Raw genomic sequence first — 20,739 nt, forward strand, 5'->3', positions numbered from 1 at the left:
GAACCTGCCATGCACATAAAGCCACCCGCCTGCCTGCTCGCTGCCTGCCTCTCCTTGGGAGCGGGCAATGCTGACGCCATCAATTTCAGTGCCTCACCCACCGAGGCTGCCAGCATCGCCAGGGAGGCCTACCTGTACGGCTTCCCCGTGGTGGAAATGTACAAGACCCTCTACACCCAGGCCGTGGACACGCAGGGCAAAAACTTCAAGGCGCCGTTCAATGAAATCGGCAATACCGCCATGGTATTTACCCCCAGGGATACCGCATTCGTGACGCCCAACTCGGACACGCCCTACTCATTCCTGTGGATGGACCTGCGTGCAGAGCCGCTGGTTCTGACCCTGCCTGCCATCGAGGACGGCCGCTACTACTCGACGCAACTGATCGACCTGTACACACAAAACTTCGCGTACCTGGGCACCCGCACCACAGGCAATAAAGGCGGCAATTACATGATCGCCGGGCCTGGCTGGACAGGGGAAAAACCGGCCGGTATCGACGCCGTGATTCCCAGCGAGAGTGCCATTGCCTACGGCCTGTACCGCACCCAGTTGTTCGATGACAAAGACCTGGCCAAGGTCAAGCACATCCAGAGCGGTTACAAGGTCCGGCCCCTGAGCCAGTTCCTGGGCAAACCCACGCCAGCTGCGGCGCCCGCCGTGGACTGGCCCGCACCTGTTGCCGATATGAGCGACAGCCCCGAGCTGTTCAGGTACCTGAGTTTCATGCTCGCGTTTGCCCAGCCCCAGCCCAGCGAAGCGGCATTGCGCGAGCGTTTCAGGAAAATCGGGATTGAACCGGGCCAGCCCTTCAACCTCAATGAACTGACCCTTGAGCAGCGCACTTCACTGGAGGATGGAATTGCGGCAGGCAAAGCCGAGGTCGCACAATTCAAGCATGACAAGGTAGACACCCATAAAATCACCAGCGGTGACCTGTTCGGCTCCCGCGAACACCTGCACAACAATTACCTGTACCGCTATGCGGGCGCCAATATGGGAATTTTCGGCAACTCGGCCGCGGAGGCCAATTACATCGGTTACTTCGTCGACAATCAGCAGCACCCTGTCGACGCCTCCAGGGATCGCTACACCCTGCATTTCAACAAGGATGCACTGCCGCCCGCCAATGCGTTCTGGTCGCTGACGATGTATGACGGCAAAACCAAACTGCTGGTCGAAAACCCGATCAATCGCTACCTGATCAACTCGCGCATGCTGTCAGATCTCAAACGCAACGCTGATGGCAGCTTGACTCTGTATGTGCAGAACCAGCCGCCCGCCGGGGAGTGGCTAAACAACTGGCTGCCAGCACCTGACGGTCCGTTTTATGGTGTATTGCGCATTTACATGCCCAAGCCCGAGGTCGCCAGCGGTGCATGGAAAATGCCCTTGCTAACGCCGGTGGTTAGCCAAACAGCTCCGTAGCAGCTGCCGAAGGCTGCGTCCGCGTAGTGCGGCCTTCGTAATGCCAGGGTGCACGGTATGGTCGTAGAACCTTGGATTCAGGTTCTACGACGGCTACACCGCCGAACGCAGCCTCACTCCGCTCGTCAGCTGCTACGCAATATCCGGGTCTGGCGGCTACACCGGGTACGTTTACTTGTTGAGTTTCAAATACGACTGATGCAAGTCCGAAGCCCAGGTATCGATCACGTTTTTCACGTCATCGGCCTTCATCGCCTGGCTGGCATTGGCCAGGGGCTTGCCTGTGCCCTTGCGCACTACCTGGGCCACTACATCCTGGCTTTTCCCGTCGATAAACACCGCCTCGGTGGCCAGTTGGGTTTCCTGGTCGCGGATCCCCGACGCTGTGCTCACCGCAGCCGCCACCAGCGCTACCGGAATGTACTCATACGGTGCCAGGCTTTCGGTTTCACTGCTCACCGCAGTGATGGCTGCACGCACCACAATCACGCCCGGCCCAGGGGCACTTGCCAGTGGCAATGATTTGCTCAGTTCGCGCTTGAGCGCCTGGTCGTAATACTGGGTAATACCATTGAGGGTGCTTTGCGGGATCTTTTCTGTCGGTTTTGGCGCCGGATATAACTGGGTCGGCTCGATATACACGCTGGTGTACTGTCCTGGCTTCAGTTTGGGGTCAATCCAGCGCATCACCTCAGCACCAGAGGGCGACTTGGCCTCTTTGAGGCGGCTGTAATCCTTCAAGAATCCGGAATATTCGTCAGGTTGCTGGACCTTGCTCGCACAACCGACCATCCCGATTGATGCAATGCACAACGTACCGATCATTAGACCAAGCTTCATTCTGTAGCTCCTGTAGGGGGCGCAGCCGTAGAAACGCGCCCTATAGGTATAGCCAAGCATTGAACAATCGCCGCAGAACCCGAATTGATCCGACGGCGATTGTGATCGAATGCTCAATACACATCGGCATACTTTTTACAGCTCAGTTCTATTTGTCTGTCAAGAAACACTCTAAAACCAGATCAGATGGGTAAATATTCGCCTGATCCAGCGCAAAATTGTGATCTGCATTAATTCTCGTTTTCTGAATCTGTTTTGTTTTTGCCCTGATTCCTAAAGTTCCCCCTGCGCCAGACCACGAGGCCTGGCAGGACTTTGAACCGTGGAAGACTTGAGCATGAGCACAGCACTGAACGGGCAGGCCTATAACTACAAGGTCGTCCGCCAATTCGCCATCATGACCGTGGTATGGGGCGTTGTCGGCATGGCCATGGGCGTGTGGATCGCCTCACAACTGGCCTGGCCGCAGATGAACCTCGACCTGCCCTGGACCACCTTCGGCCGCCTGCGCCCGCTGCATACCAGCCTGGTGATTTTCGGCTTTGCCGGCAGCGCGCAATTTGCCGCCAGCTACTACGCCGTACAGCGTACCTGCGGGGTGCGGTTGTATTCGGACAAACTCGCAGCCTTCACTTTTTGGGGCTGGCAGTCGGTGATCGTGATCATGCTGGTCACCCTGCCCCTGGGCTACACCACAACCAAGGAATACGCCGAAATCGAATTCACCGGCGCAGTCTGGCTGACGGTGGTATGGGTGGCCTACGCCATCGTGTTTTTCACCACGGTGGTACGCCGCAAAAGCAAGCACATCTATGTCGGCAACTGGTTTTTTGGCGCCTTTATCCTGGTGATCGCCATGCTCCATGTGGTCAACCACCTGGCCATTCCGGTGGACTGGTTTAAATCATATCCGGTGTACTCCGGCGCTACCGATGCCATGGTGCAGTGGTGGTACGGGCATAACGCCGTAGGTTTCTTCCTGACCACCGGTTTTCTGGGGATGATGTACTACTTCGTGCCCAAACAAGTTGGCAAGCCGATCTACTCCTATCGCCTGTCGATTGTGCATTTCTGGGCACTGATCACTCTCTATATCTGGGCCGGTCCGCACCACTTGCACTACACCGCCTTGCCCGACTGGGCGCAGTCTCTGGGCATGGCCATGTCGATCATCCTGCTGGCACCCAGTTGGGGCGGCATGATCAACGGCATGATGACTCTCTCGGGCGCCTGGCATAAATTGCGCACCGACCCGATCCTGCGTTTTCTGGTGCTGTCCCTGGCGTTCTACGGCATGTCGACCTTTGAAGGCCCGATGATGGCGATCAAGACCGTCAACGCCCTCTCCCACTACACCGACTGGACCATCGGTCATGTCCACGCCGGTGCCCTGGGCTGGGTGGCAATGATCACCTTTGGCGCGCTGTACCACATGATCCCGAAAATCTTCGGCCGCGAGCAGATGTACAGCACCAGCCTGATCAACCTGCACTTCTGGCTGGCCACCATCGGCACGGTGCTCTACATCGCCTCGATGTGGGTCAATGGCATCACCCAGGGGCTGATGTGGCGAGCTATCAACGATGACGGCACGCTGACTTATTCGTTTGTGGAATCGTTGCAGGCCAGCCACCCGGGCTTCGTAGTTCGCCTGGTGGGCGGATTGTTCTTCCTCTGCGGCATGTTGCTCATGGCCTGGAACGTCTGGCGCACGGTGCGTGCAGGCAACCTCAAGCAGGCCGAACTGACCGCACACATCGCCTGACCACGCTGCACCGCAAGCCCCAGGGCCTGCGGTGCCCTACAGCAAGGAACCTTGCCCATGCTCGACATCGCCCTCAACAGCGCCGCGGTTATCAGCCTTTACTTTGCCGTAGGCTGGTGCCTGAAACACAAGACCGAAAACGACCTCGACGACGCCAGCCTGATTCCCTTTGCCGATGACCCGGAAGTAGCACGCCGGGTCGAGCTGGCCACCGGCAAAACCGTCAACGCCGTGCAGACCGCCGAACCAGAGCTGCGCAAGCCGGGATGGGGCACGCTCGACCTGTGAAAGCAGGGTAATGGCACTGCGACAGATTAAATCTGCACCATTAGTTGCACTGCGGGCGTATTCAACGGCATTCTGCCACTTACCGTTCAACGAACTAATGATCGAAGACGCACTCAATCTGTACTGCCATTAATACCTTTCCGACAGAGACGCTCATGACTTCCAAGCTGGAACAACTCAAGCAGTTCACCACCGTGGTCGCAGACACCGGCGACCTCGACGCGATTACCCGCCTCAAACCCGTGGATGCAACCACCAACCCGTCGCTGCTGCTCAAGGCCGCCGCGATGCCCGGCTACGCAGAACTGCTGCAAAACGCCATCAGCCACGCCAAAGGTGATGTAGGTCAGGCCTGCGACCACTTCGCGGTGTCTGTGGGTAGCGGTATCTTGAACGTGATTCCGGGGCGCATTTCCACTGAAGTCGACGCCCGCCTGTCGTTCGACGAGCCTGCCCTGCTGCAAAAAGCCCACCAGTTGATCGAGCTTTACGACAAGGCCGGTGTAGGTCGCGACCGCGTGCTGATCAAGCTGGCCTCGACCTGGGAAGGCATCCGCGCTGCCGAGAAACTGGAAAAGGACGGCATTCAAACCAACCTGACCCTGCTGTTCTCGTTTGCCCAGGCCGCTGCCTGTGCCGATGCCGGGGTGTTCCTGATCTCGCCGTTCGTGGGTCGGATTTACGACTGGTACAAGAAGTCCACCGGCATTGACTACACCGGCTCCGATGATCCGGGCGTGCAGTCCGTGACCCGCATCTACAACTACTACAAGGCCAACGGCTACAACACCGTGGTGATGGGCGCGAGCTTTCGCAACCTTAACCAGATCGAACAGCTGGCCGGCTGCGACCGCCTGACCATCAGCCCCGACCTGCTGGAAAAACTGGCATTGGACGACGGCAAACTGGAACGCAAACTGGCTCCGGGCAATAAAGGCGAACCACGCCTGAGCCTGAACGAAGCACAATTCCGCTGGGCCTCCAACGAAGATGCCATGGCCACCGAAAAACTGGCCGAAGGCATCCGCCAATTCGCCCGTGACCAGGAAAAGCTGGAAGCACTGCTGTCAGGTAAATAACTTCATTTTGTGGGAGCAAGCCTGCTAGCGAAATGCCCTTCGCCAGCAGGCTCGCTCCCACGACCTAAGATGCAAGAAGCCCTGCACAATAGCTCTGCACGCCCTCCTCCAGCCCAAGCATTGGCTCGCGATACCCCGCTTCGCGCAACTGCCCGAGATCTGCGCAGGTGTACACCTGATACTTGTGCTTGAGCCCGTCAGGGAACTCGCAATACCGCAACACTCCGTCCAGCAAGGCCGTCTCAAGGGTCAGGGGCGGCCTGTCCTCGGCAGCGCGTACACTGTTGATGGTCGCCAGTGCCAGGTCATTGAATGACCGCGCGCACCCAGTGCCCAGGTTGAAAACACCACTGGTTTGCGGATGGTCCAGCCAATGCAGATTGACCTTGACCACATCCTCCACAGAGACAAAATCGCGCTCATGCCCGCCCGCCGGGTAGCCGCCGTACTCGCCAAACAACTCGACATGGCCATGATCGCGATACTGGTTAAAACAGTGCCAGACCATCGAAGCCATGCGCCCTTTATGCTGTTCGCGGGGGCCGTACACATTGAAGTAGCGCAAGCCCACAATCTGGCTGCGCGTCCTGGGCAGCAACTGGCGTACCCGCTGGTCGAAGAGGAATTTGGAGTAGGCATAGACATTCAGAGGCTGCTCGTACTCGCGGGCTTCACGAAACTCCCGTTTCGCGCCGTAGACCGCCGCCGAAGAGGCATACAGCAAAGGTACCGACTGTTCCTGACAGGCTTGCAGCAGGTCGCAGCTGTAACGGTAGTTGTTGTCCATCATCAACCGGCCATCACTTTCTACCGTACTGGAACAGGCGCCCTGATGCAGCACGGCACGCACTTCGCCCAGTTGATGGGTCGTAAAGCGCTGTACGAATTCACGCTTGTCGAAGTAATCAGCGATATCGCAGTCTGCTAGATTGCGGCACTTGTCGCCGTCAGTCAGATCGTCGACGGCGATGATGTCGCGCTCGCCGCGTCGGTTCAGGGCCTTCACCAGATTGCTGCCGATAAACCCGGCAGCTCCGGTCACGATGATGCTCATCTATGGCTACCTCCTGGAACATGAGTTGAGCTCAGGCTATGCCTGTGCGACGCGTCAGCATTGATGCAGGTCAAGCGTCCTTGCGGGTGACAAATGCCGACGTGACATACGGCACGCTGACGGTGCCACCGTGATTCAACGCGTTATGCGAGGCGACAAAAGCCGCCAGTTGCTGTTCCAGGCGATCACGCTCGGCCGGTATCAGAGCCGAGATAAAGCTGGTGGAACGCACCCGATTGAAGATTACGTCTTCTACCGGTCCGTCGTGGGAATGGCTCAGTTTCTGCTCGCGCAAAGGGCCAAAACCCGGATGAGGAAATGCCTGACGCCACGCGCCGGTATAGAAGCGCGGGGCATCACCTTCCCACTGATTGACCAGCGCATCCAGTTGCGCCACCCACGGCACACTGGCATCGCGCAGGTTCCAGATCAGCCCCAGTTGCCCGCCAGGCTTGAGCACGCGATGAATCTCGGTCAGCGCTGCAGAGGTGGCGAACCAGTGAAAAGCCTGCGCGCACACCACCACATCGACACTGGCATCGGCCAGAGGAATGGCCTGGGCGGTGCCTTGATGGGTTTCGACTTGCGGATAGCTGCCGGAGAGCTTGTCGAGCATGGCCTGCACCGGCTCGACCACAATCACCCGCGCGCCCGTCTGTAACAGGCGCGTAGTGAACTTGCCGGTACCGGCTCCAACTTCAAGCACGGTTTGCCCGGGTCCCAGGCCAAGGGTTTCGGACAACCATGCGGTCACACCCGCCGGGTAATCCGGGCGCCCGCGCACATAGGTGTCGGCGCCCTGCTTGTAACCATCTGCTGCTGCCTTGTGGATGGTGGTATCGCTCATTGTCAGCCTCCGATTTCGTGGTTTTTAACCATAGTCGACCCAGGGCACACGCGAGATGAAAACCTCGTCAGAAACGGTACTTCATGCCCAGCATCAGGTTGCGCGGGTCACCGTAGTAATAAGTCGAGTACAAACCATAACCGCTGAGGTATTCACGATCGAAAACGTTGTTTAAATTGGCCGACGCACTGAGGTTCTTGGTGATGTCATAGCGGGCCATCAAGCCGACCACGGCAAAGCTGCCTTCCTTGGCTTCGGTCTTGATTGTTGAATCCAGCTCGCTGAAGGTCGAGCCCTGCCAGGTCAGGTTGCCGCCCACGTTAAGGTCTTTGAGGTCGCCGGTCAGTTGATAGCTGGTGGCCAGTTTGAACAATTGCTCAGGGTGGTTGCTGTTGATCCGCTTGCCGTCCTTGTCCCGTGGCTGGGCGTAGGTGTAGCCCGCCAGCAATTGCCAGCCGGTCATGATTTCGCCGGATATTTCGGCCTCGATGCCCTTGGTCTTGGTACCGCTGATTGCCTTGTAGGCATCCTGGCCATCATCCCGCACACCATCGTATTCGGCGTAGTTGTCCTGTTTGATCATGAACAGGGCAAAACTGGTGTTCAGCGCCCCGCCGAAATACTCGGACTTCAGACCCGCTTCATAGCTTTGGCCAGTCATCGGCGGCAGAACCTTGTCGTCACGGTCGAAGTAGCTTTGCGGCGTGAAGATATCCGTGTAGCTGGCATAGACCGAATGGTTTTCGTTCAGGTCGTAGACGATCCCGGCATAAGGAATCATCTTCCCGGTTTTTTTGCTGTTATCCGTGGTTGGCACAGTTTGCGCCGCGTTATAGGTCATTGTGCCTTTGCGATCGTAGTCCACTACCCTGGTTCCCAGGATGATCGACAGGTCGTCCACAGGTTTGAGGCGCAATGCTGCGTAGGCTGCCGACTCTTTGGTTTTGTACTTTTGCTTCAACCCCTGGCTCAGATCAGTAGGACGCGGCGCGTCATTGTTCCAGTTTTCGTAGTTGACGGTCAGGTCATCGGCATTCATTGCCAGGTAGTCCGTGCGCCGGTCACTGACGTTCATCCCCACCACCAGATCATGGGTACGCCCCAACAGCTCAAACGGCCCGGTCGCATAGGCGTCCAGTGTATCGGTATTGATTTCGAAGGTTTTGCTCCCGCTCATGAACTGCGCCTGGCCGGTGGCCTTGTCCGGAAAAGGCCCCCAGCCCACCAGGTTGCCCTGCAACTGCTCGGTGTTGCCCTTCCAGTGGCTGGCCTCGACCTTGAGCAGCCAGTCGTTGGCAAAACGCTGTTCAACACCGGCGAAATACTTGGTGCTTTCACTGTCGGCATACGCCCACTTGGCGGCGGGATTCATCGAGCGCTTGAAATGGGTGCGGCTGCCATCGCTGTAATACAGCGGCAATTGGCCAAAGCTCGAGCCGTTGGAATTGATCCGCTGATAGTCGATACCGGCGTACAGAGTGGTGTCGTCGGTCAAATCCGCTTCGCCGATGCCATAGAACACGTCCTTGGTCGAGGAATAGCGATCGATAAAGGAACGGCCATCTTCGTGGGCGGCGACGACACGTCCGCGCAGTGCGCCGTTTTCCGTCAGCGGCCCGGACAAATCCAGCTCGCTGCGATAGCGGTCCCATGAGCCGCCGCTGCCTGATACATAGCCCTGAAACTCCTTGGTGGGACGCTTGCGCACCAGGTTCACGGCCCCCGACGGGCTACCCACACCGCTCATCAAGCCGGTGGCACCGCGCACCACCTCTACGCGATCGTAAATGGCCATGTCACGCATGCCCAGGCCATTGGTATTGGTGGTGAAATCCGAGGTCGGCACACCGTCGTACTGAAAGTTATCGAGGGTGAAACCGCGAGAGTAAAAGTTGTAGCGCTCGCTGTCGTCATGCACCACGGTGATGCCGGGGGTTTGCGCCAATACCTGAGCGATACTGCCCAAACCTTGGTCAGTCATTTGCTGACGGGTAATGACCGTCACCGATTGCGGCGTTTCACGCAGCGAAAGCGGCAACTTGGTCGCCGTACTGGTTTCACCCGTGGTGTAGGAGTGACTGCCCTCAGTGGTGCTGCCCAACGCCAAACCCGTGACGCTGGTGGCTTGCAATTGCAACTGGCCGTCCACATTGGCGGAAGTCAGTGGGTATAGGGTCCAGACTCCGCTGGCGCCTTCGGTGGCCGTCAAACCGCTGCCCTTGAGCAGTTGCTGCAAGCCCTGGGGCACATCAAAGCGGCCCTTGAGGGTTGACGCCTGCTTGTCTTGCACCAGCGCCGGGTCATAAGGCAGGGAGATATTGGCCTGCTGGGCGAAGCGGTTCAGTGAATCTTCAAGCGTGCTAGCGGGCACGTCGAAACTGCGCTGAACACTCAAGGGCGCAGCACTGACCAGCGATAGCGGCTGCGCCACGGTGCCCAGTAAAACGATATGCAAGGCCATGGCCAGGCGGTTGCGGGGAGGCAATGAAGGGTTGCGAAAAACACGGGACATTGGCGCGGGGCTCCTGCAATGGATAAGTCTTATGCCTATCTGTCGAAGGCCAGCCGAAAACCCGCAAAGAAATTTGCGCTGTGGGAGCGAGCCTGCTCGCGAATGGCCTTCGCGAGCAGGCTCGCTCCCACACTACTAAGCCGCCACAATGCGTGTCCAGAACCGTGTCCGGCGCTCAATACGCACCGCCAGCGACTGGCTCAAACCCTCCAGCGCATGGTCAATGCGCTGGAGTTGAAATACCCCGGAAACCCGCAATTCAGCCACCGCCGGATCACACTGCAACCAGCCGTGGCGATAGCGCGCCAGTTCTTGCACGAGATCCTGCAAGCGCATCTGCCTGGCCACCAGCACACCGCTGACCCAGCCATTGGCACTAAACACGGGCGCAGGTTGCAACTGCGCAGAACGTGGATCGATCAGGTACTCGCTGCCCGCCTGTACCAGCACTGGCCGGGTATCGGGCAAGTGAATCGCCACTACGCCCTCCTCGACCATCAAGCGAGTACGCCCTGACTCCTGACGTACATCGAATGCGGTGCCAATAGCCTGCAGGCGCGCTTCACGGGTATGCACCCAGAATGGCCTGCGCCCGCTCGCAGATCCCGGATCCTGACCGGTACGGATAAATATCTCGCCTTCGCGCAACACAATCAGGCGCTGTTGCGCAGTGAACAGCACATCAGCAGCACTGTCGGTATTGAGCTGCAAGCGCGTGCCATCGAGCAGATTGAACGAATGCCGCTCTCCCACGCCGGTCGCATAGTCGGCACCCACGCTCCGCCAGGGCTGCTGTTGCAGTACCAGGCCGCCCGCGCCTGCGCCGAGGATGCCCAGGCCGAGCACCTTGAGGGCCTGACGCCGTGAGCGCAGGCGGCCACTGCCGGTCAGGGTGTCCAAAGCCACACGACCCGGCAGCACCGAGGCCTGGCGCAAGGTCGCTTCGGTCATTTGCAGGGCTTGCCACGCGGCTTCATGGCTGGCATCGGCTGCGCGCCATTGCTCGCACGCCGCAAATACCTGAGGCGGCGCCGCACCGGATTGGGTTTTGACCAGCCAGTCAATCGCCTGGTCAAGGACATGGGGGGCGAATCCTGGCGGCGACGAACCAGCGCTCACAGGGCGTTACGCATCAGAAAACAATGGCGAATGGCCGTGGCCATGTATTTTTCCACTGAACTCACGCTCACCCCCAGGCGCTCGGCAATAGCCTGATAGCCAAGCCCTTCAAGGCGTGACAGCAAAAAGGCAGTGCGTACATTGGCTTTTAGGCCCTCGAGCAACGCATCGATGCGGGTCAGGGTTTCCAGCAGGATCAAACGTTCTTCGGCGGCAGGTATGTGCTGCTCGGGCAAGTGAGCCAGCGCTTGCAAATAGGCCTGCTCGACTTTCTGGCGGCGGAAGCGGTCAATCAACAGGCCCTTGGCAATGGTGCTCAGCCAGGCCCGTGGCTCGCGCAAATGCGCAACCTGTTCCGGCTTGCCCAGCACATAGAGAAAGGTGTCCTGCGCCATGTCGGCAGCATTGTCGGTATCTCGCAGGCGCCTGCGCAGCCAGTTCAGCAGCCAGCCATGGTGATCGCTGTAGAGGCTTTGCACATCTGCGTGCAGCAACGGCGGGTTCGGCGGGGATGGCGACACGGAAACCCTCGGGACGTGCCGTGGGCACACTGCGAATAGGAATGGGTCGCAATCATATTCGCAGTACCGGCCAGACTCAAGCCCTGGACGGCTTGCGCGGGTCAATCAGCGCCCTGTCGCCGCCAGGACGGCGGCGCCAGGGGTATGTATCAAGGGATCAGCGAGTACACCAGCGAGGAGATCGCAATCAGGCCGATAACCGTCACGAACACGTTGGAGATCTGCCCCGAGTACTGGCGCATAGACGGCACCCGGCGAATTGCGTACATCGGCATCAGGAACAGAATGGCTGCAATCACCGGCCCGCCCAAGGTTTCAATCATCACCAGGATGCTCGGGTTGAGCGTGGCCACAGCCCAGCACACCACCAGCATGAAAGCGGCCGTCATGCGGTCCAGATTTTTCGCGCCCGGGCGCTTGCCGGTTTTCAGCACCAGGCCTTTAAGGCCTTCGCTGGCGCCGATGTAGTGGCCCAGAAAGGACTTGGCAATGGCCACAAAAGCAATCAGTGGCGCGGCAAAAGCGATGGTCGGGTTGCTGAAATGGTTGGCCAGGTAGGACAGGATCGACAGGTTCTGCGCCTTGGCTTCGGCCAGTTGTTCCGGCGACAGGGTCAGCACGCAACTGAACACGAAGAACAGCACCATCACTACCATCAGCAGGTGAGCACGGGACAGGATCTGCGAGCTGCGCTCATCGGCATTGGCGCCATACCGGCGCTTCTGGTCTACGGCGAACGCCGAAATGATCGGTGAATGGTTAAAGGAAAAAACCATCACCGGAATCGCCAGCCACAAGGTATGCAGCAATACCGAAGGCGCAGGCAGCGTAGTCGCGGTACTGAGAATGCCGCCGTTCCAGTGCGGGATCAAAAACACCGCCAAAAACAGCAACGCCACGATAAACGGGTAGACCAGCATGCTCATGGCCTTGACGATCACCTGTTCGCCGCAGCGCACCACAATCAGCAAGCCCAGAATCAGCACCAGCGACAGGATTGCCCGTGGAGGTGGAGTGATATGCATCTGGTTGAGCATAAAGCTGCCAACCGTGTTGGTCAGCGCTACGCTATAGATCAGCAGGATCGGGAAGATGGCCAGGAAGTACAGCAACGTAATCACAGCACCTGCACGCAGGCCGAAATGTTCTTCAACCACGTCAGTGATATCTGAGCCTTCACGCCCGGAGAGAACGAAGCGGGTCAGGCCGCGGTGAGCGTAAAAGGTCATCGGGAACGCCAGCAGCGCCAGGATCAGTAACGGCCAAAAGCCGCCAAGCCCTGCGTTGATCGGCAAAAACAAGGTACCTGCGCCAATCGCCGTGCCAAACAGGCCCAGCATCCAGGTGGTGTCATGACGATTCCAGCGAGTGAGGGTCGCTGGTGTCTCGTCGAAGCGTTCGTCGACGCTGTTAGCCTGGTCATTCATCCGGTCGAATCTCCGCTAGCCGGTCGTTACCACGCAGCCGGGGCGGACAAGAAACATCTTGCTGACATCGCCCCGGCCATAAGAGGGGCGCGATTGTCCGGGATTAGACATAAGAAGCAAAGGTTTAGCTGAGCAATGGTCGAAATGATGTCACGTTGCAAAGCAATACCTGGACACCAATTGATACACTATTGAAGTCCCCCCATCGCTCAAAAGGCCCGAGAACCATGCATTTTGCCCGACGTTATCCCGTTTTTATCGGCTTGTGCCTGCTGGCTGCAGCGCCCATGGCCAGCGCCGACGGTCTGATGATTACCTGGCCCGGCGGCTGGGAAGTGCAGGCCGTCCCCCCTGCCCCGGACGACAGCAGTGTGCGCCAGCGGGCGGTGAAGAACGATGCCAATGGTGACCCGCAGATGGTTATGGAGCTGACTCAGTCGACCCTGGTGCCCGAGCACAAGGTCAATATGGAGGCGGTGTTGCTGCAAATGCGCAAAACCTTGCAGCAGAATTTCGCCAAAGGCGGTTACCAGAGCGCTTGCAACAAGATCCACAGCAGCACTCTGGGCGGGCTGGACGCCTTGCAAACCACCTGCAAGATCACCCAGAACGGCAACCACGTGATCACCCAGACCCTGGTGGCCGCCACCCAGGGCAACAGCGCCTACGCCCTTTCCTACGCAGGCCCGGCTGACGGCTACAAAGCCAACGAGCCTGAGGTCAATGGCATTCGCGCCAGCTTGCGGCTGGGGCAATAACCGGGTAGCACTTGCCTCTGTGGGAACGAGCCTGTTCGCTCCCACAGTTCAGGCAGTGCCTACGGGATCAGCACCACTTTGGCGCACGCACCTTCATTGACCTGCGCATAACAGGCCAGTCCGTCCGCCAGGGCCGCTTCCTGAAAACCACCCGGTGCCGGCAACAGCCCTTGATCGAAGTACTGGCCAAACTGATTGAGCCTCTGCGCGCAATCGCCGCAGCTATACAGCAGCGTGTTGACCCCGACCAGCGACCCGCCCTTGCGATACAGGGCCAGCGCAGGCAAATGCACATGACCGTCCAGCGGTGCGGCAATAAAGGCGATTCGCCCGAAAGTGCGCAACGCCGACACTGCCGCTGGCAACCAATGGCCAGTGGTGTCGAAAATCACTTCAGCGCCACCTGCAAATACCTCATTCACTTGAGCCCCCAGCGACTCAGGTTTATCCAGAACCAGCACTTCAAGGCCCTGCTCCAGCAGCACCTGCGCCTGCTCGATACGACGCACCGCCGCCAGCACCCGCGCGCCAAGCACTTTCGCCAGCGCGATAGCCGCAGTGCCTACCGCGCCATTGGCACCGATCACCAGCAAACGGGTATCCGCGCCTACAGCCGTTCGTTGCAGAGCATCCCACGCCGTGGTGTAAGGCACGCCCAGGCTGGCGGCCTGCTCAAAACTCAGCGACTTGGGTTTCAGCGCAACGCCTTCAATCGGCAAGACCAAATAGCTCGCATGAGAACCGTCCCGGTAGAACCCCAGTTCCTTACCCGTACCCCAGACTTCCTGCCCCACCAACGCCTGCGGTCCATCCACGATCACCCCGGCAAAATCCCGACCGGGCACGCGGGGCAAGGTGGTGTAGGGAAAACGGCCGAGTACATTTTTCACATCGCTGGGGTTCAGGCCCGCAGCCCTGACCTGCACCAGCACTTCATCGGCACCAGGTACCGGCAGCGGCAACTCAACGAGGTTCAGCGCCGCCAGATCACCGGTTTTGGAAAATTGCAGTGCTTTCATATTCAGCCCTCTGGATGCTGTAGAGATGCCCCAGTTTATGGCCGACAAGCGTGGTGCTTCTGCCAATGCCTTCTGTCTGCCGGACAAGTTCAGATCTCTGCTACCTGACCTGAGGCATACAAAGAAGGACTCACACCCAGCTCGCGTCGGAACATATCGCTGAAACTGCTGGGCGAATAACCAAGCGAACGTGAGATCTGGCTAACAGAAGCGCCCTGGATCAGCTCGGCCGCGGCGGTTGCCAATTGCACCTGCCGCCGCCACTGGGCGAAGCCCATGCCCAGTTCGCCCTGAAAAAGACGGGCCAGGGTTCGTACACTGGCCCCGGCGTTCTCGGCATGTTGCTCAAAGGCGATATCCAGCGAAGGGCTGGCCATGACCGACTGGCACAGGTTGAGCAGGCGCCGGTCCGGGGTATCGGGCATGGGCACCTTAAGCTGGGTTCGGCGGGCCCGCTGCAATTCCAGCAACGTCAGATTGAGCAGAGCCTCGGTGTAGGACGTTTGCCCGTCCGCCCGCTCCACCAACTTGATAATCAGCTCTCTGAGCAAGCGGCCGACTTCAATCACCTGCACACGACTGTCCAGGGTGCTGGCCAGCTTGGGTGGCAAATAGATATTTCGCATCTGCAAATCCGACACCACGCGAATCCCGTGGGGCACCTGCGGCGGCAACCACACCGCCCGCTGTGGTGGCACGGCCAGGGCTTCATCCGGGGTATCGACCCACATCACGCCGCTGCTTGCGTAGAGCAACTGCCCCCACTCGTGCTGATGCGGCTCGATATACAGGCCACGGGGATAAGTACGCGCCAAGGGTTGTACCCGCACATCGGTGTCAGACAAATCGGGTGGAACGGCAAGCGCCATATACGGTACACATCAGAAAAGTGAGCGATTAAGGGAACGAGGTTATAGTGCCTTGATTCCACCCAAAGCGCCCCAACCTGACAGATTTGTCATCTGTCCATCAGTTGCCTGACAGTCCCTGTCGCTCAGGCTGACGTTTTTTCGTATAGAGGATCTCGATGAAGACTCCATTGCGCCTTTTCGCACTCTCGGCCCTGTTGTTGACCTCTTTGGCGCAAGCGGCCGAACAACTGACCATTGATGTGCACCGCGATGCCAACTGCGGCTGCTGCAAAGCCTGGATTTCTCACCTTGAGAGCAACGGCTTCAAGGTCAATGACCATGTAGAAACGGATATGGCCAGCGTCAAACAGCGCCTCGGCGTGCAGCCCCGGCTGGCGTCGTGCCATACCGGAGTGATCAACGGCAAGTTCGTTGAAGGTCACGTGCCTGCCGAACAAGTGGTGGCACTGACCCAGCGCAACGACCTCAAGGGTATTGCTGTACCGGGCATGCCAATGGGCTCGCCGGGTATGGAAATGGGTGACCGCAAGGACGCCTACCAGGTGATCGGCCTGGACAACGACGGTAAAGACCAGGTGATCGCCGAGTACCCTGGCAACTGAAATACGCGAGGCGCGCGCACCACATCGGTGCGCGCGCCCTGTTATTTTGCAGAACCGCCCCCCATCCCCATAGCAGCTGACGAGCGGAGCGAGGCTGCGTTCGGGCGCGTAGCGGCCGTGAACCCTGCGAACCCGATTGGGCTAGCATATCGCAGTGTCTGATTTTACGGCTGCTGCGCAGCCTCGCTCCGCTCGTCAGCTGCTACAAAAACTGAAACAGACTTTGTGATAGATACTTTTCCTACAAGACAACTCTCATTGTCTTACAAAAAACACTGCCTTTAGCTAGCAGCTTGACCCATCTCTTCTACACTCAACGCTGTCGCATCTACGGCGTGTATTTGTCGTATTTGAATAATCGGATCTTCTTCGCCCGTGATAGGCCAACTTGGGGCTGGGTTGCAGCTGTTGGTGCATTCCTTGCAGTGCCCAAATCATCTTTTACGCATTTTTGCCGTGGATGACATGGCCGATCAGTCAGTGGGGAAGTGCCGGCCGGGTGGCCGTTAGCAGATCAATAAATACAACGGGAGAGATTCATGATCAGTGCTGCTGCGCCACATCAAGAAGAACGTCTGACCCCGCAAGTTGTGAATGAGCTGATTTCACTGCCAGATCTGGCCCCTGCAGGGAGGCCCGCGCTGGCGGTGATAAACGCCAATCCCAATAAAAAGAAGGTGCTGTTTGTCACCTCCGAACTGGCCGACCTGGTGAAGACCGGTGGCCTGGGTGATGTGTCGGCAGCACTGCCGCGGGCCATGCGTCACTTGCATGATGTACGGGTGCTGATCCCCGGCTACCCACAAGTGCTCAACAGCGACAACCCGATCCACATCATCGGTGAACTCGGTGGTCATGCCGCCCTGCCCGCCTGCAAGATCGGACGCATGGACATGACCGACGGCCTGGTCATCTATGTACTGATCTGCCCTGAGCTTTATGAGCGCGAAGGCACGCCCTACGGCGCCAACAATGGCCGCGACTGGCCCGACAACCACATCCGTTTCGCCCGCCTGGGGCTGGCTGCAGCCGATATCGCTGCCAATCTGGCACAGATACACTGGCAACCCGACCTCGTGCATGCCCACGACTGGCCTGCAGGGCTGGCCCCGGCCTATATGCACTGGCGCGGGCAACGCACCCCCACCCTGTTCACTATTCACAACCTCGCCTACCAGGGCGTATTCAGCCGCGCCTGCTGCCCGGAGCTGGGCATCCCGCACCATGCCCTGCAACAGGACGGTATGGAGTTCTACGGCAAACTGTCGTTTCTCAAGGCCGGCATGGCCTACGCCAGCCACATCACTACGGTCAGCGCGACCTACGCCGCCGAAATCACCACCCCGGCCTTTGGCTGCGGGCTCGATGGCTTTTTGGCCAGCAAGACCCAGCAAGGCCTGTTGAGCGGTATTCCCAATGGCATCGATGAAAGCTGGGAAGCCACCACCGACCCCCATCTGGTGGCGCCCTTCGGTATCGGTGACTGGGATGCCCGCGCCGTCAATACCACCCATGTGCGTACCCTGTTCGGCCTCACCCCTTCCAAAGGGCCATTGTTTGCCGTCGTATCGCGCCTGGTTTACCAGAAGGGCCTGGACCTCACCGAAGCCGTGGCCGCCTTTATCGTCGCTTCGGGCGGGCAGATTTGCATCATCGGCCGCGGTGAACCCGAAGAAGAACAGGCCATGCGTGAACTTGCCTTGCGCTTCCCGGGTCAGATCGGAGTACGCATCGGTTTCAATGAAACCGATGCACGGCGCATGTTCGCGGGCAGCGACTTTTTGCTGATGCCCTCGCGCTATGAACCCTGCGGTTTGAGCCAGATGTATGCACAACGCTTCGGCTCGCTGCCAGTAGCGCGCAACACCGGCGGCCTGGCGGACACCATCGAAAACGGCGTGACCGGTTTTCTGTTCGACGAGTCCACCGTGGCCAGCTACGAGGAAGCACTCAAGCGCGCCTTCAAGGTGTTCAGCTACCCCAAACTGTTGAATGCCATGCGCTGCCGCGCAATGGCCGCTCCATTCAACTGGTGCAAGGCCGTGGAACCCTATGCCGAGCTGTATGAGCAACTGGTTGCCAAGTCATTGCTTCGCACCGTGAAGCCATGAGCCCTGCGGATCTGCCTGACGTTCGTTCATTTATCGCCATCAAGGGAACCGCCAATGAGCGAAGCGCAACTTGAAGTACTCGCCGGCCGGGCCGGACTGGCCGTTGACTGGATTGATGCCAACGGCCAGCCACAGAGGGTCAGGCCACAGGTGCTGGAGGCCATTCTGGCGGGGCTGGGATTGCCCGCCGACAGCGCCGAAGCCATCGAAACCAGTCTGCTCAACCTGCAACTGGAGCAGCAGAACAAACGCCTGCCGCCCTTGCTCACGGCAGACGTGGGCAAGGCCCTGGACTTGTCACGCTACTTTCACGCCCATAGTCAGTGCATCGTGCATCTGGAGAACGGCGATGCGTTGCCAATCCAGCTGGATGCCGACGCCATGTTGCCGGGCATGATCCCCGTCGGCTACCACCGGGTGCAGCTGGAAGATCAACAGTTCACCCTGGCCGTGGCCCCGGCCAGGTGCTTCAGTATCGGCGATGCCCTGCATCAGGCAGCGCCACGGGCATGGGGTGTCAGCGTGCAACTGTACTCATTGCGGCGCCACGGCGACGGCGGCTTTGGTGATACCCGGGCACTCGAAACCCTGCTGCAGGCTGTGGGTGAGCGCGGCGCCGATGCGCTGGCGATCAGCCCCCTGCACGCCATGTTCAGCAGCGCGCCCAAACATTACAGCCCGTACTCACCTTCCAGTCGCCTGTTTCTCAACAGCCTGTATGCAGCACCCGCCAGTATCCTTGGCGAGGAGGCACTGCACAGGGCCATTGAAGCCACAGGCCTGAGAGACGAACTGCAACGCCTTGAACAGTTGCCGCTGATCGACTGGCCAGCCGCAACCCTGGCCAAACAGACATTGCTGCGTCAGCTCTACAACGACTTTGCCCGGGACGAACACCCGCTGCTGGCCGACTTCAATCACTTTCGCGAGCTGGGTGGCGAAGCACTGGAAAACCACTGCCGCTTTGAGGCCCTGCAGGAAACCTGTGTGGCCGGGCATCACAGCTTCGACTGGCGCGAGTGGCCCGAACAATGGCGCAACCCGGACAGCCCGGCGCTACTGCGGTTTGCCGAGGGGCACCAGGCGCTCATCGGTTATTACGCCTTTTGCCAATGGCTGATCGCCCGCTGCCTGGACCGGGCCCAGACCACGGCGCGTAGCAGCGGCATGGCCATCGGCCTGATCGCCGACCTGGCCGTGGGTGCCGATGGTGCCGGCAGCCAGGCCTGGTGCCGCCAGGATGAACTGCTGGCGCAACTGACCGTGGGCGCACCACCCGATGCACTCAACCGCGCGGGCCAGGGCTGGGGCATCTCGGCGTTTTCCCCCGAAGGCCTGAAGCGCAATGGTTTTCGTGCCTTTATCGAGATGCTGCGGGCCAATTTTGCCCATGCTGGCGGGCTGCGCATCGACCATGTGCTGGGTTTGCAGCGCCTGTGGGTAATACCCCTGGGGGCTTCGCCCGATGAAGGCGCCTATCTGTATTACCCGATCGACGACCTGCTGCGCCTGGTGTGCCTTGAATCGGTGCGCCACCAGGCCATCGTGCTGGGCGAGGACCTCGGCACCGTACCTGACGGCCTGCGGGAAAAGCTCAGCGAGCGGGCAATCCTGGGCATTCGCGTGCTGCTGTTCGAGCAGGACTACGGCGCGCGCTTCAAACCGATTCTGGACTGGCCGGACGATGCCCTGGCCACCACCAGCACCCACGACCTGCCGACACTCACCGGCTGGCTGCACGGACGCGATATCGACTGGAATGAACGCCTGGGCCTGATTGACCCGGTCACTGCACACCACTGGCGCGAAAGCCGTCAGCGCGAGTGCGAAGGCCTGGACCTGGCTTTGCGCCTGGATCCGCAAAACTTTCAGGAAGAAGCCCAGGGCAACGCCCCGACACTGGACGCCAGCATCCGTTATCTGGGGCACACCCGTGCGCCGCTGGTACTGCTGCCAATCGAAGATGCACTGGGGCTCGAGGAGCAAGCCAACTTGCCCGGCACCGTCAGCGGCCACCCCAATTGGTGCCGACGTCTGCCGGGCGACGGCAATACCTTGCTGGACGCCATCGATGCCACTCAACGTTTTGAACTGCTGGCCTGCGCCCGCCAGCAAGCCCACGAGCGAGACCGCTAAATCACCCATGAGCAAGGAGCTTCACCATGAGTAATGACGACAAGCACATTCGTGAATTTGCCTATCAGATCTGGGAGTCTGAAGGTCGCCCGGAGGGCCAGGAGGCGCGCCACTGGGAAATGGCCCATAAACTGGCCCAGGCACAAGCCCTGGCCCCCTCCAAGGCAGCCCCCAAGGCCACCAAGGCCAAGGCCGCAGCAAAACCTGCTGGCGAGAAAAAGCCCCGGGCACCGCGCAAGCCTGCCTCGTCTTGAGTCCACCTTCCCCCTTGTGGGAGCGCCAGCTCGCGATTGCCTCAACCCGGCCAACGGATTGAACCGCAGAAGTGCAATCGCAAGCCCGCCCCCACAGGCCACCTACA

The 20,739-nt window shown here is 59.4% G+C and carries 18 protein-coding genes; 9 read left to right on the forward strand and 9 right to left on the reverse strand.

What is annotated here, in order from left to right; all coding sequences use genetic code 11:
• Positions 1–9: 9 nt before the first annotated feature.
• Positions 10–1,428, forward strand: coding sequence for a DUF1254 domain-containing protein (locus tag HBN79_RS23270; protein WP_095039150.1), 1,419 nt, complete (start codon positions 10–12; stop codon positions 1,426–1,428).
• Positions 1,429–1,599: 171 nt separating this feature from the next.
• Here HBN79_RS23270 and HBN79_RS23275 read toward each other — a convergent pair whose 3' ends face one another.
• Positions 1,600–2,268, reverse strand: coding sequence for a DUF3313 domain-containing protein (locus HBN79_RS23275; protein WP_095018852.1), 669 nt, complete (start codon positions 2,266–2,268; stop codon positions 1,600–1,602).
• Positions 2,269–2,605: 337 nt separating this feature from the next.
• On the opposite strand from HBN79_RS23275, the gene ccoN reads away from it, so the two are divergent.
• From ccoN to tal, 3 genes are all read left to right on the forward strand, one after another.
• Positions 2,606–4,033 (forward strand): cytochrome-c oxidase, cbb3-type subunit I, encoded by a 1,428-nt coding sequence (gene ccoN / locus HBN79_RS23280; protein WP_095021219.1) that lies wholly within the window; start codon positions 2,606–2,608, stop codon positions 4,031–4,033.
• Between the two features lie 57 nt (positions 4,034–4,090).
• Positions 4,091–4,321, forward strand: a complete 231-nt coding sequence (locus tag HBN79_RS23285) for a hypothetical protein (protein WP_095018850.1) — start codon at positions 4,091–4,093, stop codon at positions 4,319–4,321.
• Between the two features lie 155 nt (positions 4,322–4,476).
• Positions 4,477–5,400, forward strand: a complete 924-nt coding sequence (gene tal / locus HBN79_RS23290; protein ID WP_095002385.1) for a transaldolase — start codon at positions 4,477–4,479, stop codon at positions 5,398–5,400.
• Positions 5,401–5,464: 64 nt separating this feature from the next.
• Here tal and rfaD read toward each other — a convergent pair whose 3' ends face one another.
• The 6 genes from rfaD to HBN79_RS23320 all read right to left on the reverse strand — a co-directional run bounded on the left by rfaD (position 5,465) and on the right by HBN79_RS23320 (position 12,880).
• Positions 5,465–6,454 (reverse strand): ADP-glyceromanno-heptose 6-epimerase, encoded by a 990-nt coding sequence (gene rfaD, locus HBN79_RS23295; protein WP_095002384.1) that lies wholly within the window; start codon positions 6,452–6,454, stop codon positions 5,465–5,467.
• A 70-nt stretch (positions 6,455–6,524) separates the two neighbouring features.
• On the reverse strand, positions 6,525–7,301 hold the full coding sequence (locus HBN79_RS23300; RefSeq protein WP_095031874.1) for a class I SAM-dependent methyltransferase: 777 nt from the start codon (positions 7,299–7,301) through the stop codon (positions 6,525–6,527).
• Positions 7,302–7,368: 67 nt separating this feature from the next.
• A complete protein-coding gene (locus HBN79_RS23305) occupies positions 7,369–9,813 on the reverse strand; it encodes a TonB-dependent receptor (RefSeq protein WP_169917281.1) in 2,445 nt (814 codons plus the stop codon).
• Between the two features lie 135 nt (positions 9,814–9,948).
• The gene (locus HBN79_RS23310; RefSeq protein WP_169917282.1) at positions 9,949–10,932 is read right to left on the reverse strand and encodes a FecR domain-containing protein; all 984 of its coding nucleotides are present in this window, start codon (positions 10,930–10,932) and stop codon (positions 9,949–9,951) included.
• Positions 10,929–11,453, reverse strand: a complete 525-nt coding sequence (locus HBN79_RS23315; RefSeq protein ID WP_346010151.1) for a sigma-70 family RNA polymerase sigma factor — start codon at positions 11,451–11,453, stop codon at positions 10,929–10,931. The genes HBN79_RS23310 and HBN79_RS23315 overlap by 4 nt, the downstream gene beginning before the upstream one ends.
• A gap of 149 nt (positions 11,454–11,602) precedes the next feature.
• On the reverse strand, positions 11,603–12,880 hold the full coding sequence (locus tag HBN79_RS23320; protein ID WP_095002379.1) for a serine/threonine transporter: 1,278 nt from the start codon (positions 12,878–12,880) through the stop codon (positions 11,603–11,605).
• Between the two features lie 227 nt (positions 12,881–13,107).
• Between HBN79_RS23320 and HBN79_RS23325 the strand changes: the two genes are divergently transcribed.
• A complete protein-coding gene (locus HBN79_RS23325; RefSeq protein WP_146541098.1) occupies positions 13,108–13,638 on the forward strand; it encodes a DUF4946 domain-containing protein in 531 nt (176 codons plus the stop codon).
• A 59-nt stretch (positions 13,639–13,697) separates the two neighbouring features.
• On the opposite strand, the gene HBN79_RS23330 is transcribed toward HBN79_RS23325, so the two are convergent.
• Complete coding sequence (locus HBN79_RS23330; RefSeq protein WP_169917283.1) at positions 13,698–14,657, reverse strand: zinc-binding alcohol dehydrogenase family protein; 960 nt, start codon at positions 14,655–14,657, stop codon at positions 13,698–13,700.
• Between the two features lie 89 nt (positions 14,658–14,746).
• A complete protein-coding gene (locus HBN79_RS23335) occupies positions 14,747–15,526 on the reverse strand; it encodes a helix-turn-helix transcriptional regulator (protein WP_095002376.1) in 780 nt (259 codons plus the stop codon).
• Between the two features lie 158 nt (positions 15,527–15,684).
• On the opposite strand from HBN79_RS23335, the gene HBN79_RS23340 reads away from it, so the two are divergent.
• The 4 genes from HBN79_RS23340 to HBN79_RS23355 all read left to right on the forward strand — a co-directional run bounded on the left by HBN79_RS23340 (position 15,685) and on the right by HBN79_RS23355 (position 20,632).
• The gene (locus HBN79_RS23340; protein WP_095002375.1) at positions 15,685–16,131 is read left to right on the forward strand and encodes a DUF411 domain-containing protein; all 447 of its coding nucleotides are present in this window, start codon (positions 15,685–15,687) and stop codon (positions 16,129–16,131) included.
• Between the two features lie 539 nt (positions 16,132–16,670).
• Positions 16,671–18,242: a glycogen synthase GlgA gene (gene glgA / locus HBN79_RS23345; protein ID WP_095031872.1), complete on the forward strand. Its 1,572-nt coding sequence runs from the start codon at positions 16,671–16,673 to the stop codon at positions 18,240–18,242.
• Positions 18,243–18,296: 54 nt separating this feature from the next.
• A complete protein-coding gene (malQ, locus tag HBN79_RS23350; RefSeq protein WP_169917284.1) occupies positions 18,297–20,378 on the forward strand; it encodes a 4-alpha-glucanotransferase in 2,082 nt (693 codons plus the stop codon).
• A 26-nt stretch (positions 20,379–20,404) separates the two neighbouring features.
• On the forward strand, positions 20,405–20,632 hold the full coding sequence (locus HBN79_RS23355; RefSeq protein WP_095002372.1) for a DUF2934 domain-containing protein: 228 nt from the start codon (positions 20,405–20,407) through the stop codon (positions 20,630–20,632).
• Positions 20,633–20,739: the final 107 nt, after the last annotated feature.

The sequence above is a fragment of the Pseudomonas sp. WS 5051 genome (genome assembly GCF_012985715.1).
GTDB classification, from domain to species: Bacteria; Pseudomonadota; Gammaproteobacteria; order Pseudomonadales; family Pseudomonadaceae; genus Aquipseudomonas; species Aquipseudomonas bubulae.